The organism is Rheinheimera gaetbuli (assembly GCF_054781935.1).
This window is the reverse complement of the sequence record NZ_BAAGTL010000026.1, coordinates 1-15,503: the sequence shown is the minus strand read 5'-3', so window position 1 is coordinate 15,503 and position 15,503 is coordinate 1. Positions and strand designations below refer to the sequence as shown.

General features: G+C 47.7%; 11 protein-coding genes and 1 tRNA gene. All 12 read left to right on the top strand.

Annotation, left to right across the window (positions count from 1 at the left end):
• Positions 1 to 183 precede the first annotated feature (183 nt).
• The 12 genes from ACYVIC_RS16415 to fusA all read left to right on the top strand — a co-directional run bounded on the left by ACYVIC_RS16415 (position 184) and on the right by fusA (position 15,383).
• Positions 184 to 260: transfer RNA gene (locus tag ACYVIC_RS16415), tRNA-Trp, on the top strand.
• Between the two features lie 74 nt (positions 261 to 334).
• Positions 335 to 709, top strand: a complete 375-nt coding sequence (gene secE, locus ACYVIC_RS16410; RefSeq protein ID WP_460861696.1) for a preprotein translocase subunit SecE — start codon at positions 335 to 337, stop codon at positions 707 to 709.
• A 15-nt stretch (positions 710 to 724) separates the two neighbouring features.
• Complete coding sequence (gene nusG, locus ACYVIC_RS16405) at positions 725 to 1,252, top strand: transcription termination/antitermination protein NusG (RefSeq protein ID WP_408015069.1); 528 nt, start codon at positions 725 to 727, stop codon at positions 1,250 to 1,252.
• Between the two features lie 120 nt (positions 1,253 to 1,372).
• Positions 1,373 to 1,801 (top strand): 50S ribosomal protein L11, encoded by a 429-nt coding sequence (gene rplK, locus ACYVIC_RS16400; RefSeq protein WP_027672427.1) that lies wholly within the window; start codon positions 1,373 to 1,375, stop codon positions 1,799 to 1,801.
• A 3-nt stretch (positions 1,802 to 1,804) separates the two neighbouring features.
• The gene (rplA, locus tag ACYVIC_RS16395) at positions 1,805 to 2,506 is read left to right on the top strand and encodes a 50S ribosomal protein L1 (protein WP_460861694.1); all 702 of its coding nucleotides are present in this window, start codon (positions 1,805 to 1,807) and stop codon (positions 2,504 to 2,506) included.
• 287 nt (positions 2,507 to 2,793) lie between these two features.
• Positions 2,794 to 3,288 (top strand): 50S ribosomal protein L10, encoded by a 495-nt coding sequence (rplJ, locus tag ACYVIC_RS16390; RefSeq protein ID WP_068231322.1) that lies wholly within the window; start codon positions 2,794 to 2,796, stop codon positions 3,286 to 3,288.
• Positions 3,289 to 3,351: 63 nt separating this feature from the next.
• Positions 3,352 to 3,717 (top strand): 50S ribosomal protein L7/L12, encoded by a 366-nt coding sequence (gene rplL, locus ACYVIC_RS16385; protein ID WP_460861693.1) that lies wholly within the window; start codon positions 3,352 to 3,354, stop codon positions 3,715 to 3,717.
• A gap of 175 nt (positions 3,718 to 3,892) precedes the next feature.
• On the top strand, positions 3,893 to 7,918 hold the full coding sequence (rpoB, locus tag ACYVIC_RS16380; protein WP_460861691.1) for a DNA-directed RNA polymerase subunit beta: 4,026 nt from the start codon (positions 3,893 to 3,895) through the stop codon (positions 7,916 to 7,918).
• 65 nt (positions 7,919 to 7,983) lie between these two features.
• Positions 7,984 to 12,165, top strand: coding sequence for a DNA-directed RNA polymerase subunit beta' (rpoC, locus tag ACYVIC_RS16375; protein ID WP_460861690.1), 4,182 nt, complete (start codon positions 7,984 to 7,986; stop codon positions 12,163 to 12,165).
• 152 nt (positions 12,166 to 12,317) lie between these two features.
• Positions 12,318 to 12,692 carry a 30S ribosomal protein S12 gene (rpsL, locus tag ACYVIC_RS16370; protein ID WP_019677787.1) on the top strand — a complete coding sequence of 125 codons (375 nt, stop codon included), beginning with the start codon at positions 12,318 to 12,320 and terminating at the stop codon, positions 12,690 to 12,692.
• 90 nt (positions 12,693 to 12,782) lie between these two features.
• Entirely contained in the window at positions 12,783 to 13,253 is a 471-nt protein-coding gene (rpsG, locus tag ACYVIC_RS16365) for a 30S ribosomal protein S7 (protein ID WP_460861688.1), read from the top strand.
• 27 nt (positions 13,254 to 13,280) lie between these two features.
• Positions 13,281 to 15,383 carry an elongation factor G gene (gene fusA, locus ACYVIC_RS16360; RefSeq protein ID WP_460861686.1) on the top strand — a complete coding sequence of 701 codons (2,103 nt, stop codon included), beginning with the start codon at positions 13,281 to 13,283 and terminating at the stop codon, positions 15,381 to 15,383.
• Positions 15,384 to 15,503: the final 120 nt, after the last annotated feature.

Here is a 15,503-nt window from a genome sequence, read left to right as displayed (position 1 = left end):
TGGCGTAGTATCAAAAATCATTGCTTAATTAGCGTTGATTAAAAAAGGCCCTGCGGGGCCTTTTTTATTATATCCGCACTTAATTATGCTGCAATAAGATACGGTAAGCTTGTGTTAGTACGTTAAGACAGTATAATGAGCGGCTATTTGAAAACATGGCACAAGCCAGGTTTACAACCTTGTAGGGGCATAGTTCCAATTGGTAGAACAGCGGTCTCCAAAACCGATGGTTGGGGGTTCGAATCCCTCTGCCCCTGCCAATATTTTTCGACACAGCGAAAGCGGTGTCGGTAGTGTGTTGCTATAAGCAAGTCTATGTGAAGTGAGTCAAAGCATGAACGCAACAAGTGAAACCCCAAAAAGCGGATTTGACCTGATTAAATGGTTGCTGGTCTTTGTAATTTTATCACTGGCCGTGGTTGGTAATTATATCTATGAGCTGGGCGCTTTAGAGCGTGCTATCGCAGTTGTAGTATTGGTTATTATCGCCGGCGTAGTGGCAGGCCAGACAGAAAAAGGCCGTACCTTTATCAACTTCGCCAAAGAATCTCGTACCGAAGTGCGTAAAGTGGTATGGCCAACCCGGCAGGAAACCATGCAGACGACGCTGGTAGTATTAGTTGCGACCATTATCATGGGGTTAATCCTGTGGGGGTTGGATGCAATTTTATTACGCGTAGTGTCATTTTTAACAGGATTGGGGATCTAAACCATGGCAGGAAAAATGCGTTGGTATGTGGTGCAGGCCTTCTCCGGCTTTGAGCAACGGGTTGCGACCTCTCTGCGCGAACATATCAAGATTAACCAGATGGAAGACAAATTCGGTGAAGTGTTGGTACCTACCGAAGAGGTGATCGAGATGCGCGCCGGCCAGAAGCGTAAGTCAGAGCGTAAGTTCTTCCCAGGTTACGTACTGGTACAAATGGAAATGTGCGAAGAAGCCTGGCACTTAGTGAAAAGCGTACCGCGTGTATTAGGTTTTATCGGTGGGACTTCAGACCGTCCGGCGCCTATTTCTGAAAAAGAAGCTATGACGATCCTTAATCGTCTGCAGGATAACGTCGACAAGCCGAAGCCGAAAACGCTGTTTGAAGCCGGTGAAGTGGTGCGCGTTACCGAAGGTCCGTTTGCTGATTTCAACGGTGTTGTAGAAGAAGTGGACTACGAAAAAAGCCGCGTAAAAGTATCTGTGTTGATTTTCGGCCGTTCAACGCCGGTAGACCTGGAATTTGCTCAGGTAGAGAAAGCTTAAGATAAAGATTGTAACCGGGCGCTGATTAAAATATAATCTGCGCCCTTTTTAGCATTGGGAAGCCGTTTGAGTAAGTGTCCTCGCACTTACGAGGCTAAGACCCAGAAACAGAGGTGAAACATGGCAAAGAAAGTCACTGCACTTATTAAATTGCAGGTTAAAGCCGGTATGGCTAACCCGTCGCCACCAGTAGGTCCGGCGCTGGGTCAACACGGTGTAAACATCATGGAATTCTGTAAAGGCTTCAATGCCCGTACAGAAAGCCTTGAGAAAGGTATGCCAATCCCAGTAGTAATTACTGTGTACAGCGATCGTTCTTTCACGTTCGAAACCCGCACTCCTCCAGCATCTTTCCTGTTATTGAAAGCAGCTGGCTTAAAAGGTGGTTCAGGTCGTCCTAATACCCAGAAAGTTGGTAAAATCACTGCAGCTCAGGTTGATGAGATCGTTAAGATCAAACAGCCAGATTTAACTGCTGCTGATCATGCTGCTGCGGTGCGTACCATCGAAGGTACTGCTCGTTCTATGGGTTTAGTGGTGGAGGGCTAACAGATGGCTAAATTAACCAAACGCGCTAAGTTAATCCGCTCTAAAGTAGATTCAACCCGCGAATATGATATCAACGAAGCTGTTGCTCTGTTGAAAGAATTAACTGCCGGCAAGTTCGTTGAGAGCGTTGACGTTGCAGTAAACCTGGGTATCGACGCCCGTAAATCTGACCAGAACGTACGCGGCGCAACTGTACTGCCTCACGGTACTGGCCGCACTGTTCGTGTTGCTGTGTTTACTCAGGGTGCGAATGCCGAAGCTGCTAAAGCTGCCGGTGCTGACATTGTTGGCATGGAAGACTTAGCTGAACAGGTTAAGAAAGGTGTGATGGATTTCGATGTTGTTATCGCATCACCAGACGCCATGCGCGTTGTTGGTATGTTAGGTCAGATCTTAGGCCCACGTGGTTTAATGCCTAACCCTAAAACTGGTACTGTTACGCCTAACGTAGCAGAAGCAGTTAAGAATGCGAAGGCTGGTCAGGTTCGTTACCGTAATGACAAGAATGGTATTATCCATTCAACTATCGGTAAAATCGACTTTGACGCTGACAAGCTGAAAGAAAACTTAGAAGCACTGTTGGTAGCACTGAAACGTGGTAAGCCTTCAGTAGCTAAAGGCGTTTACATCAAGAAAGTTACTCTTTCTTCTACGCACGGTGCAGGTGTAGCCCTGAACCAGGCGTCGTTGAGCGCAGTAGTTTAAGGCGTAGCGCTTTACAGAGAGCAGTGATTATTTTATAATCTCGCGCTCATTTTTTAGGGTAGAAGCCGTGTTTTTTTAAAGCATCGGCTTCCGTCCAAGACCGTAGGTGTCGCAAATTTCGAAAGAAACAAGTGACTTAAAACGAAAAAACCTACGCAGACGGTGCAGGCCCCAGATAGAATTCTATTCGTTCTGGTCTCACCGTAAATCGCGCGCGCTATGGCAACATAGGGCGATGTGTAGGCAGACGGGCAATAATGCCCGTATGAACCAGGAGTTAAAAGCCCATGGCTATTAAGCTTGAAGACAAAAAAGCACTTGTTGCTGAAGTCCAGGAAGCTGCCAAAGGTGCTTTATCTGCGGTAGTCGCAGACGCTCGTGGTGTCACTGTAGGTAAAATCACTGCGCTGCGTAAGCAAGCGCGTGAAGCTGGTGTATGGATGAAGGTTGTCCGTAATACATTAGTTCGCCGTGCAGTAGAAGGCACCGAGTTTGAGTGTCTGAACGATGTATTCGTAGGCCCGACGTTAATTGCGTTTTCTAAGGAGCACCCAGGTGCTGCAGCGCGTATCTTTAAAGATTTCGCGAAAGAGAACAAAGACTTCGAGTTGAAGGGTGCAGCGTTTAATGGCGCCACGGTAAACATTGAAGTGTTAGCATCGTTACCAACATACGACGAAGCTATTGCACGTTTAATGAGCACCATGAAAGAGGCAGCAGCCGGCAAACTTGTACGTACAATTGCCGCGGTTCGCGACCAAAAACAAGAGCAAGCCGCGTAATTTTACGTTTGGTTTGAAGCAGAGTTTAATCGGGACAAGTCCCCTAATTTAGGAATCTGAGCAATGTCAGTGACTAAAGATCAAATCTTAGATGCTATCGCAGCAATGTCTGTAATGGACGTAGTTGAATTAGTATCTGCAATGGAAGAAAAGTTCGGTGTGTCTGCAGCTGCCGCTGTAGCAGTTGCTGCAGGTCCTGCGGCTGCTGTTGAAGAACAAACTGAATTCAACGTAGTTCTGGCTGGTGTTGGTGCAAACAAAGTTGCTGTTATCAAAGCAGTACGTGGCGCTACCGGTCTGGGCCTGAAAGAAGCGAAAGACTTGGTTGAATCAGCTCCAGCTGCAATCAAAGAAGGCGTTTCTAAAGCCGAAGCAGAAGCTCTGAAGAAAGAACTTGAAGAAGCGGGTGCTTCTGTTGAAGTTAAATAATCCGGCTTATACCGGATTATTCGCCTGAAATTCAGGCCGGGCTGGTGATGAATTAATCACCGGCCTTTTTGCGCTGTGGGACAATGATTTCCCCACCCCTGTTGATACTATGGCTGGTATCAAAAGCGACCTGTAACGGGTTGTTGGGAAAAAAATCAGCAAGCTGAGGAACCCCATGACTTACTCTTATTCTGAGAAGAAACGTATCCGTAAGGACTTCGGCAAACGTCCGGAAGTATTGGATGTGCCATACCTGCTGTCGATTCAAATTGAGTCTTTCGGCAAATTTATCGAGCCTGATCCGGAAGGAGAATACGGTTTAGAAGCCGCATTCCGCTCTGTATTCCCTATTAAAAGCTATTCAGGCAGTGCGGAATTGCAGTACGTCAGCTACCGCATCGGGGAACCCGTATTTGACGTAAAAGAATGTCAAATTCGCGGTGTTACTTACTCAGCACCATTACGCGTAAAACTGCGCATGGTGTTATTCGATAAAGAAGCACCAGGCACGATTAAAGATATCCGTGAGCAAGAAGTCTACATGGGCGAAATCCCCTTGATGACTGAAAACGGTACCTTTGTTATTAACGGTACTGAGCGTGTTATCGTGTCTCAGTTACACCGCAGCCCGGGTGTGTTCTTCGACCACGACCGTGGTAAAACGCACTCATCAGGCAAAGTACTGTATAACGCTCGCGTTATTCCTTACCGTGGTTCCTGGTTAGATTTTGAGTTTGACGCAAAAGATGCACTATTTGTGCGGATTGACCGTCGTCGTAAATTACCGGCCACCATTTTGTTACGTGCGCTGGAATTTAGCACTGAAGATATTCTGAATACCTTCTTTGAAAATACCCGTTTTGAAATTAAAGACGGCAAGCTGTTAATGGAAGTTGTGGCTAACCGCTTACGTGGTGAAACCGCTGCCTTTGACATTAAAGACAACGATGGCGAAGTGATTGTAGAAGCCGGCCGTCGTATTACTGCACGCCACGTGCGTCAGCTGGAAAAAACCGGCTTGACCCTGATGGAAGTACCACATGAGTACGTTGTAGGCCGTGTATTGGCCAAGAATTATGCTGACCGTTCAACCGGAGAGATTATTGCCGAGGCGAACGCAGAGCTCACACTGGAGCTGTTGGCAAAACTTTCGAAAGCAGGCTATGACGCTTTCGAAACACTGTATATCAACGATCTGGACCAGGGTGCTTACGTATCTGAAACCCTGCGTATTGATCCAAGCAGCAACCGGATGGAAGCATTGGTAGAAATCTACCGTATGATGCGCCCGGGCGAACCACCAACAAAAGATGCTGCTGAAACTTTATTCGAAAACCTGTTCTTCTCTGAAGATCGTTATGATTTATCTACCGTCGGTCGGATGAAGTTCAACCGCCGTGTAGGTTTTGACGAAGGGGTTGGCTCAGGCGTGCTGAGCAAAGAAGACATTTTGGCCGTTATGAAGGTGTTAATTGACATCCGTAACGGTAATGGCGAAGTGGACGATATTGACCACTTAGGTAACCGTCGTATTCGTTCTGTTGGCGAAATGGCAGAAAACCAGTTCCGTGTTGGCTTAGTGCGTGTTGAGCGTGCGGTGAAAGAGCGTTTGTCGCTGGGCGATTTAGACGCTGTGATGCCACAGGACTTGATCAACGCCAAGCCTATTTCTGCCGCAGTGAAAGAGTTCTTCGGTTCAAGTCAGCTGTCTCAGTTTATGGACCAGAACAACCCACTGTCAGAAGTAACGCACAAGCGCCGTATCTCAGCGTTAGGCCCAGGCGGTTTAACACGTGAGCGTGCTGGCTTCGAAGTTCGTGACGTACACCCGACACATTACGGTCGTGTTTGTCCAATCGAAACGCCTGAAGGTCCAAACATCGGTTTAATTAACTCACTATCTATGTTTGCTCAGACTAATGAGTATGGCTTCCTGGAAACACCATACCGTCGTTTGGAAGACGGCGTGGTAACTGACGAAGTGGATTTCCTGTCAGCCATTGAAGAAGGCAACTTTGTTATCGCTCAGGCTAACGCTGAATTGAATGCCGAAAACCGGTTATCAGAAGAGTTAGTTCCTTGTCGTTACAAGAACGAATTCACCCTGATGCCGGCCGACAAAGTTCAGTATATGGATGTTGCACCACAGCAAATCGTATCGGTTGCTGCGGCGTTAATCCCGTTCCTGGAACACGATGATGCTAACCGTGCACTAATGGGCTCGAACATGCAACGTCAGGCGGTGCCAACGCTGCGTGCTGACAAGCCGTTAGTAGGTACTGGTATTGAACGCGTTGTGGCGAAAGACTCTGGTGTTACTGTGGTTGCCAAACGTGGTGGTGTAATTGACTACGTTGACGCCAGCCGTATCGTGATCAAAGTAAATGAAGAAGAGATGGTAGCCGGTGAAGCCGGTATCGACATTTACAACCTGACTAAATACACCCGTTCAAACCAAAACACCTGTATTAACCAGCGTCCTTGCGTTAACCATGGTGAACCAATCGAGCGTGGCGATGTATTAGCCGACGGCCCGTCTACCGATTTAGGTGAACTGGCGTTAGGTCAAAACTTACGCGTCGCGTTTATGCCGTGGAACGGTTACAACTTCGAAGACTCGATTTTGTTATCTGAGCGTCTGGTACAAGAAGATCGTTTAACCACTATCCATATTCAGGAATTAAGCTGTATCGCCCGCGATACCAAGCTGGGTGCTGAAGAGATCACTGCTGATATTCCAAACGTGGGCGAATCTGCGCTGTCTAAATTGGACGAAGCCGGTATCGTTTACATTGGTGCAGAGGTTAAAGGTGGCGATATTCTGGTTGGTAAGGTGACGCCAAAAGGCGAAAGCCAATTAACCCCAGAAGAAAAACTGTTACGCGCTATCTTTGGTGAAAAAGCCTCTGATGTTAAAGATACCTCATTGCGCGTACCAAACTCTGTAACAGGTACTGTTATTGACGTACAGGTATTCACCCGTGATGGCGTTGAAAAAGACAAGCGCGCGCGTGAAATCGAGGAAATGGAAGTCAAACAGGCCAAAAAAGACCTGAATGAAGAATTCCGTATCCTGGAAGCCGGTATTTTCAGTCGTGCCCGTAACCTGCTGGAACAAAGCGGTGTTGACCGTGCCAAGCTCGATACTATGAAAGGCGATGCACTGTTTAATCAAAGCTTAAGCGATGAAGATAAGCAGAATGATCTGGAGCAATTAGCTGCCCAGTACGAAGAAATTCGTATTGAGTACGATAAGAAGTTCGAAGCCAAGCGCCGTAAAATCGTGCAAGGTGATGACTTGGCTCCGGGCGTATTGAAGATCGTTAAAGTGTATCTGGCAGTTAAACGTCGTATCCAGCCAGGCGATAAGATGGCCGGTCGTCACGGTAACAAGGGTGTTATCTCAACTATCGTACCTGTTGAAGATATGCCATACGACGAACACGGCAAGCCGGTTGATATCGTACTGAACCCGCTGGGCGTACCATCACGGATGAACATTGGTCAGATTTTGGAAACTCACCTGGGCTTAGCGGCCCGTGGTATCGGTGACAAGATTGACGGCATGATCAAAGAGCAGAAAGAGACGGCAGAAATCCGCGACTTCCTGACCAAGGTATATGCACTGGGCGAATCTCGTCAGAACGTAGACATTGCCAGCTTTACTGATGACGAAGTGCGTCGTTTAGCGCAAAACCTGCGTAAAGGTTTACCGGTAGCAACACCGGTATTCGATGGCGCGAAAGAGTCTGAAATCAAGCAACTGCTTGAGCTGGGTGACTTACCGTCTAGCGGTCAGATCACACTGTATGATGGCCGTACCGGTAATACCTTCGAACGTAAGGTAACCGTAGGTTACATGTACATGCTGAAACTGAACCACTTGGTTGACGATAAGATGCACGCGCGTTCTACCGGCTCATACAGTTTAGTTACGCAACAGCCGCTGGGTGGTAAAGCTCAGTTTGGTGGTCAGCGTTTCGGTGAGATGGAAGTGTGGGCACTGGAAGCGTACGGCGCAGCGTACACGCTGCAGGAAATGCTAACCGTTAAGTCGGACGACGTTAACGGCCGTACCAAGATGTATAAAAACATCGTTGACGGTGACCACAGAATGGAGCCTGGCATGCCAGAATCTTTCAACGTATTAATGAAAGAGATCCGTTCGCTCGGTATTAACATCGAATTGGAAGAGGAATAAACCGACGTTAAGTTGGGGGGCAGGCAACTGCCCCATTCCGGTTTACCTCTTACAGGAGAGCTAAGGTGAAAGACTTATTAAAGTTTCTGAAACAACAAACTAAGACCGAAGAGTTTGATGTTATCCGTATCGGTTTATCTTCGCCGGACATGATCCGTTCATGGTCCTTTGGTGAAGTTAAGAAGCCAGAAACGATCAACTACCGTACCTTTAAACCCGAGCGTGATGGTTTATTCTGCGCCCGAATTTTTGGCCCGGTAAAAGATTACGAGTGTTTGTGCGGTAAGTACAAGCGCTTAAAGCACCGTGGTGTGATTTGTGAAAAATGTGGCGTTGAAGTAACGCTGACTAAAGTGCGCCGCGAGCGTATGGGCCACATTGAACTGGCCAGCCCGACAGCCCACATTTGGTTCTTAAAATCACTGCCAAGCCGTATCGGTTTGCTGCTGGATATGACACTGCGTGATATTGAACGCGTGCTGTATTTCGAAAGCTATGTAGTGACCGAGCCAGGTATGACGTCGTTAGAGCGCCGTCAGATGCTGACTGAAGAAGAATACTTAGACGTGCTGGAAGAGCATGGCGATGAGTTTGAAGCCAAAATGGGTGCAGAAGCAATTCTGGACATCTTAAAAGGCATTGATCTGGCAACTGAAATCAAGCAAATGCGTGAAGAGTTGCCAACCATCAACTCAGAAACCAAGCGCAAAAAAATCAGCAAGCGTCTGAAACTGATGGAAGCCTTCCACACTTCTGGTAACAAACCAGAGTGGATGATTATGACAGTGCTGCCAGTATTACCACCGGATTTACGTCCATTGGTACCATTGGATGGCGGTCGTTTTGCAACCTCAGATCTGAATGACCTATACCGTCGCGTAATTAACCGTAACAACCGTCTGAAGCGTCTGCTAGATTTATCTGCACCTGATATTATCGTACGAAACGAAAAGCGTATGTTACAGGAAGCCGTAGATGCGCTGTTAGACAACGGCCGTCGCGGCCGCGCTATCACCGGTTCTAATAAACGCCCACTGAAATCTTTGGCGGACATGATCAAAGGTAAGCAGGGTCGTTTCCGTCAGAACCTGTTGGGTAAACGCGTTGACTACTCAGGCCGTTCGGTAATCACCGTAGGTCCTACACTGCGTTTACACCAGTGTGGTCTGCCGAAGAAAATGGCACTGGAACTGTTCAAACCGTTTATCTATGGCAAGCTGGAAGCCCGTGGTTTAGCGACTACCATCAAAGCTGCCAAGAAGATGGTTGAGCGCGAAGAAGGCGCAGTATGGGACGTGCTGGATGAAGTCATCCGTGAGCATCCGGTACTACTGAACCGTGCACCAACACTGCACCGTTTGGGTATTCAGGCGTTTGAACCGGTACTGATCGAAGGTAAAGCCATCCAGTTACACCCTCTGGTGTGTGCGGCTTACAACGCCGACTTCGACGGTGACCAAATGGCGGTACACGTACCGTTGACCATTGAAGCCCAGTTAGAAGCGCGTGCGTTGATGATGTCAACAAACAACGTACTGTCACCTGCTAACGGCGAACCTATTATCGTGCCTTCACAGGACGTTGTATTAGGTTTGTACTACATGACGCGTGAAGCGGTAAACGCTAAAGGCGAAGGCATGATGTTTAAGAGCGCGAAAGAAGCTGAAAAAGCCTTCCGTGCTGACGTTGCCAGCCTGCACGCTAAAGTAAAAGTGCGTATTACAGAAGTAGAATTTGCCGAAGATGGCACTCGTACTGAAACCACAGCCGTACGTGATACCACTGTTGGCCGTGCTATTTTGTACTCCATTTTGCCAGAAGGCTTAGCCTTTGATTCAATCAACCTGGCAATGGGTAAAAAGCAGATTTCACGTTTATTAAACGGTGCTTACCGTCGTATCGGTCTGAAAAAGACTGTTATTCTGGCTGACCAAATCATGTATACCGGTTTCCATTACGCTATGTTATCAGGCGTATCGGTAGGTATTAACGATATGGTTATCCCAGCGGCTAAAACTGAAATCATCGACGCGGCAGAAGCTGAAGTTGCGGAAATTCAGGACCAGTTCCAACAAGGTCTGGTAACCGCCGGTGAAAAGTACAACAAAGTTATCGATATCTGGTCTACCGCCAACGAAGTGTTATCTAAGGCGATGATGGACAACCTGTCAAAAGAAGACGTGGTGGATCGTGACGGTAATACCGTACAGCAGCAGTCGTTTAACTCCGTTTACATGATGGCCGACTCTGGTGCGCGGGGCTCACCGGCGCAGATCCGTCAGCTGGCAGCAATGCGTGGTCTGATGGCAAAACCAGATGGTTCTATCATCGAAACTCCAATCACGGCTAACTTCCGTGAAGGCTTAAGTGTATTACAGTACTTCATCTCTACTCACGGTGCGCGTAAAGGTTTGGCCGATACTGCACTGAAAACCGCTAACTCCGGCTACCTGACCCGTCGTCTGGTAGACGTAGCACAAGATTTGGTTGTGACTGAGCACGACTGTGGTTCAGACCAGGGCATTATCATGAAACCGCTGATTGAAGGTGGTGACGTGGTTGAAGGTCTGCGTGAACGGGTACTGGGCCGTGTGGTTATCGGTGACGTTGTATCACCAACAACCGGTGAAGTATTAGTTGCTGACGGCACCATGTTGGACGAGCAATTGTGTGATGCGTTAGAGCAAAACTCAATTGACGAAGTGCACGTACGCTCAGTAATTACCTGTAAGACCGACTTTGGTGTCTGTGCCAAGTGTTACGGCCGTGACTTAGCGCGTGGTCACCTGATTAACGCCGGTGAAGCAGTTGGTGTTATCGCTGCACAGTCAATCGGTGAACCTGGTACACAGTTAACGATGCGTACCTTCCACATCGGTGGTGCGGCATCACGGGCTTCGGCAGAAAACAGCGTACAGGTTAAAACTGCCGGTACCTTAAAGCTGCAAAATGCTAAGTTTGTACGTAATGCCGATAACAAAATTGTTATCACGTCACGTTCAGCTGAAGTTACCGTGTTTGACGAGTTAGGTCGTGAGAAAGAGCGTTATAAACTGCCGTACGGTTCAATCCTGACGACAGACGATAATGCCAAGATCACTGCTGGCCAAATCGTGGCGAACTGGGATCCGCATTCACATCCAATTATCGTTGAGCGTGGTGCTAAGGTTAATCATAGCGATATCGATGATACCAATACCGAAGTTCAACAAGACGAACTGACAGGCTTAACCCGTACTGTAGTTAAAGACTTGGCTAAAGCTAACGCGAAAGAGCCAAAACTGATTTTAACTATGGATGACGGCGCGCTGCAGGAAATCCGCTTACCAAGCTTTACCACAATTGAAGTTACTGATGGTGCGACCGTTAAATCGGGTGAAGTATTAGCGCGTATTCCGCAGGAAAGCTCGAAAACACGTGACATCACCGGTGGTCTGCCGCGCGTTGCTGACTTGTTCGAAGCGCGTAAGCCAAAAGATCCAGCCATCCTGGCTGAAATCTCAGGTGTTATCAGCTTCGGCAAAGAGACAAAAGGTAAGCGTCGTCTGTTAATCACGCCAGATCAGGGTGATGTACATGAAGAGATGATCCAAAAATGGCGTCAGGTTAATGTGTTCGAAGGTGAGCGCATTGAAAAAGGCGAAGTTATCTCTGAAGGCCCAGAGTCGGCACACGACATTCTGCGGTTACGTGGTGTCCACCACGTTGCCAGCTACATCGTGAACGAAGTACAGGACGTTTACCGTCTGCAGGGCGTTAAGATTAACGATAAGCACATCGAGACTATTATTCGTCAGATGCTGCGTAAGTGCTTGATCACGCACCCTGGTGACAGTGAGTTCTTAGAAGGCGAACAGGCTGAAGTGGCGCGCGTTAATATTGCTAACCGTGAATTAGAAGCTGCAGGCAAAATGCCGGCGCAGTACGAACGTTCATTGTTGGGTATTACCAAGGCGTCTCTGTCGACTGACTCGTTCATCTCGGCAGCCTCGTTCCAGGAAACAACCCGCGTTCTGACTGAAGCCGCTGTAGGCGGTAAAATTGATGAACTGCGCGGTTTGAAAGAAAACGTTATTGTGGGACGTTTGATACCGGCAGGTACTGGTTTTGCGTATCACCAAAACCGTATCCGTCAGCGTCAGCGTGCCGCAAGCGGTGAAGTCGAACAACCAGCAATGAGTTCAGAAATGGCGGAGCAGGCACTGTCTGATGCGCTGAATATGGATTTATCTGGTAACGACGAGTAAAAGCAGGGTTACACGGCTGATTGTTGCTTAAATTAGCAGCAATCGGCTTTGTTCCTTGACAGGTCAAAGCTTGACCATTAGAATTCCGCGACCCCAAATTTGGGGTGCGGAATTTTCACGTTTATTGGGTATATATTAACCAGGAGTATTTAATGGCAACAATCAACCAGCTAGTGCGTAAGCCGCGCAGCCAGAAGGTAGCCAAGAGCACCGTTCCGGCGCTTGAAGCTTGCCCGCAGAAGCGTGGTGTTTGTACCCGTGTATACACCACTACACCTAAGAAGCCAAACTCAGCATTACGTAAAGTATGCCGTGTTCGTTTAACTAACGGATTCGAAGTTTCTTCTTATATCGGTGGTGAAGGCCATAACCTGCAAGAGCACAGTGTTGTGCTTATTCGCGGTGGCCGGGTAAAAGACCTGCCAGGTGTGCGTTACCACACCGTACGCGGCACATTAGACTGTGCTGGCGTTAAAGATCGTAAACAAGCCCGTTCTAAGTACGGCGCCAAGCGGCCTAAGAAATAACGGTACTCCGTTAGTAAGGCCAAACTAAACAACTTTTTTTCTTTAATGTATTAAAAGTTTTGGAATCACCTGAAGCAATCGGAGTTACGAATGCCAAGAAGACGCGTCATAGGTCAACGTAAAATTCTTCCAGATCCTAAGTTCGGAAGTGAATTACTTGCCAAATTTGTAAACGTCGTTATGGTCGACGGAAAAAAATCTATCGCTGAATCAATTGTATACGGCGCATTAGAAATCGCAGCAACGAAGTCTAAGAAAGTACACTTAGACATTTTCGAAGTGGCACTGGACAACATCCGCCCAACAGTGGAAGTTAAATCACGCCGTGTAGGTGGTTCTACCTATCAGGTACCATGTGAAGTACGTCCGGTACGTCGCAATGCGTTAGCTATGCGTTGGTTAGTTGAAGCGGCCCGTAAACGTGGTGAAAAATCAATGGCGCAACGTCTTGCTGGTGAGATGTTAGATGCTGTTGACAACAAAGGTTCTGCGGTTAAGAAGCGTGAAGACGTGCACCGTATGGCTGAAGCGAACAAAGCGTTCGCGCATTTCCGTTGGTAATAACGGCGTAAGTAAGAGGATATTATCGTGGCACGTACAACCCCAATAGAACGCTACCGTAACATTGGTATTTGTGCGCACGTTGATGCGGGTAAAACCACTACGTCTGAGCGTATCTTGTTTTACACGGGGCGATCTCACAAGATTGGTGAAGTGCATGATGGCGCTGCAACAATGGACTGGATGGAGCAGGAGCAGGAGCGTGGTATTACTATCACGTCTGCTGCTACTACTACCTTCTGGTCTGGTATGCAGCAGCAGTTTGAACAACACCGTATCAACCTGATTGATACCCCTGGCCACGTTGACTTCACTATAGAAGTTGAACGTTCGCTGCGCGTATTGGACGGTGCCGTGGTAGTGCTGTGTGGTTCATCTGGCGTACAGCCGCAAACTGAAACTGTTTGGCGTCAAGCCAATAAGTATGAAGTGCCGCGGATGATTTTCGTCAACAAGATGGACCGCACCGGCGCAAACTTCTTACGCGTTGTTAAGCAGGCGCAAGCCCGCCTGAACAGCACCATAGTGCCAATTCAGTTGCCTATCGGCGCTGAAGATAACTTCAGTGGGGTAATAGACCTCATTAAAATGAAGGCTATCAACTGGAATATGGAAGATCAGGGTATGACGTTCACTTATGAAGACATTCCGGCAGAAATGCTTGATGAATGTAACGAGTGGCGGCAGAAAATGATCGAAGCTGCAGCGGAGGCCAGCGAAGCGCTAATGGAGCGTTATCTGGAAGGTGACGAATTTTCTGAAGAGGAAATTCGTCAGGCGCTTAGAGACTTGACGCTTCGTAATGAAGTGGTATTGGTAATGTGTGGTTCAGCCTTTAAAAATAAAGGCGTGCAGGCGATGTTAGATAATGTCATTTATTATCTGCCGTCTCCTACTGAAGTAAAAGCCATTACCGGTATCAACGAAGACGAAACGGACGGCGAGCGTCATTCTGACGATGACGAGCCTTTTGCCGCTTTAGCATTTAAAATTGCTACCGATCCGTTTGTTGGTACGCTGACATTTTTCCGTGTTTACTCTGGTGTTATCAATTCTGGTGACACCGTGTACAACCCGGTAAAAATGAAAAAAGAGCGTATTGGCCGCATCGTGCAAATGCATGCAAATGCCCGCGAAGAGATTAAAGAAGTTCGTGCCGGTGATATCGCTGCTGGTATCGGTTTTAAAGATGTAACCACAGGTGATACCTTATGTTCACCTGAGCATATTATTACGTTGGAGCGAATGGAGTTCCCGGAGCCGGTAATTTCAGTTGCAGTTGAACCGAAAACCAAGGCTGATCAGGAAAAAATGGGTGTGGCGCTGGGTAAACTGGCTGCTGAAGACCCGTCTTTCCGTGTCCATACTGACGAAGAATCCGGCCAGACGATTATTTCTGGTATGGGTGAGTTGCACCTGGATATCATCGTAGACCGTATGCGTCGCGAATTTAAAGTAGAAGCCAATGTGGGTAAACCGCAGGTTTCGTATCGCGAAACATTACGCGCAACTACTGAGGTAGAAGGTAAATTCGTGCGTCAGTCTGGAGGCCGGGGTCAATTTGGTCATTGTTGGCTGAAGATCGAGCCGCAGGAAGAAGGCGCTGGTTATACATTTGTGAACGCCGTAATTGGCGGGGTAATTCCTAAAGAATATATCCCGGCTATTGATAAAGGCATTCAGGAGCAAATGAAAAACGGCGTACTTGCTGGCTATCCGGTAATCGACGTAAAAGTGACAGTGTTTGATGGTTCGTACCACGATGTTGACTCAAACGAAATGGCGTTTAAAATCGCTGCGTCGATGGGCTTCAAAAAAGGTGCGCTGCAAGCCAAGCCGGTCATTCTTGAACCAATCATGAAAGTTGAGGTGGTAACACCTGAAGACTTTATGGGTGATATTGTTGGTGACTTAAATCGTCGCCGCGGTATTATTAACGGTATGGAAGATGCGCCTGGTGGTATCAAAATCGTTGATGCGCACGTTCCGCTGTCAGAAATGTTTGGTTACGCAACCAACATGCGTTCGCTGAGTCAGGGGCGGGCTTCATATTCAATGGAACCATTGAATTATGCCGAAGCTCCTAGCAACGTAACCGAAGCGATTATCGCTGCGCGTAAAGCATATTAATAACTTAGTTTGGCCTGCTTCGGCAGGCCGCATTTAAATAAAGAAGGGTCTATTCATGGCTAAGGCTAAATTTGAACGAGTAAAACCGCACGTAAACGTAGGCACCATCGGTCACGTTGA

Coding starts and splice junctions, on each gene's coding strand:
- secE (WP_460861696.1), top strand. CDS start 335: ATGAACGCAACAAGTGAAACCCCAAAAAGCGGATTTGACCTGATTAAA.
- rpsG (WP_460861688.1), top strand. CDS start 12,783: ATGCCAAGAAGACGCGTCATAGGTCAACGTAAAATTCTTCCAGATCCT.
- nusG (WP_408015069.1), top strand. CDS start 725: ATGCGTTGGTATGTGGTGCAGGCCTTCTCCGGCTTTGAGCAACGGGTT.
- rplJ (WP_068231322.1), top strand. CDS start 2,794: ATGGCTATTAAGCTTGAAGACAAAAAAGCACTTGTTGCTGAAGTCCAG.
- rplL (WP_460861693.1), top strand. CDS start 3,352: ATGTCAGTGACTAAAGATCAAATCTTAGATGCTATCGCAGCAATGTCT.
- rpoB (WP_460861691.1), top strand. CDS start 3,893: ATGACTTACTCTTATTCTGAGAAGAAACGTATCCGTAAGGACTTCGGC.
- rplK (WP_027672427.1), top strand. CDS start 1,373: ATGGCAAAGAAAGTCACTGCACTTATTAAATTGCAGGTTAAAGCCGGT.
- rpsL (WP_019677787.1), top strand. CDS start 12,318: ATGGCAACAATCAACCAGCTAGTGCGTAAGCCGCGCAGCCAGAAGGTA.
- rplA (WP_460861694.1), top strand. CDS start 1,805: ATGGCTAAATTAACCAAACGCGCTAAGTTAATCCGCTCTAAAGTAGAT.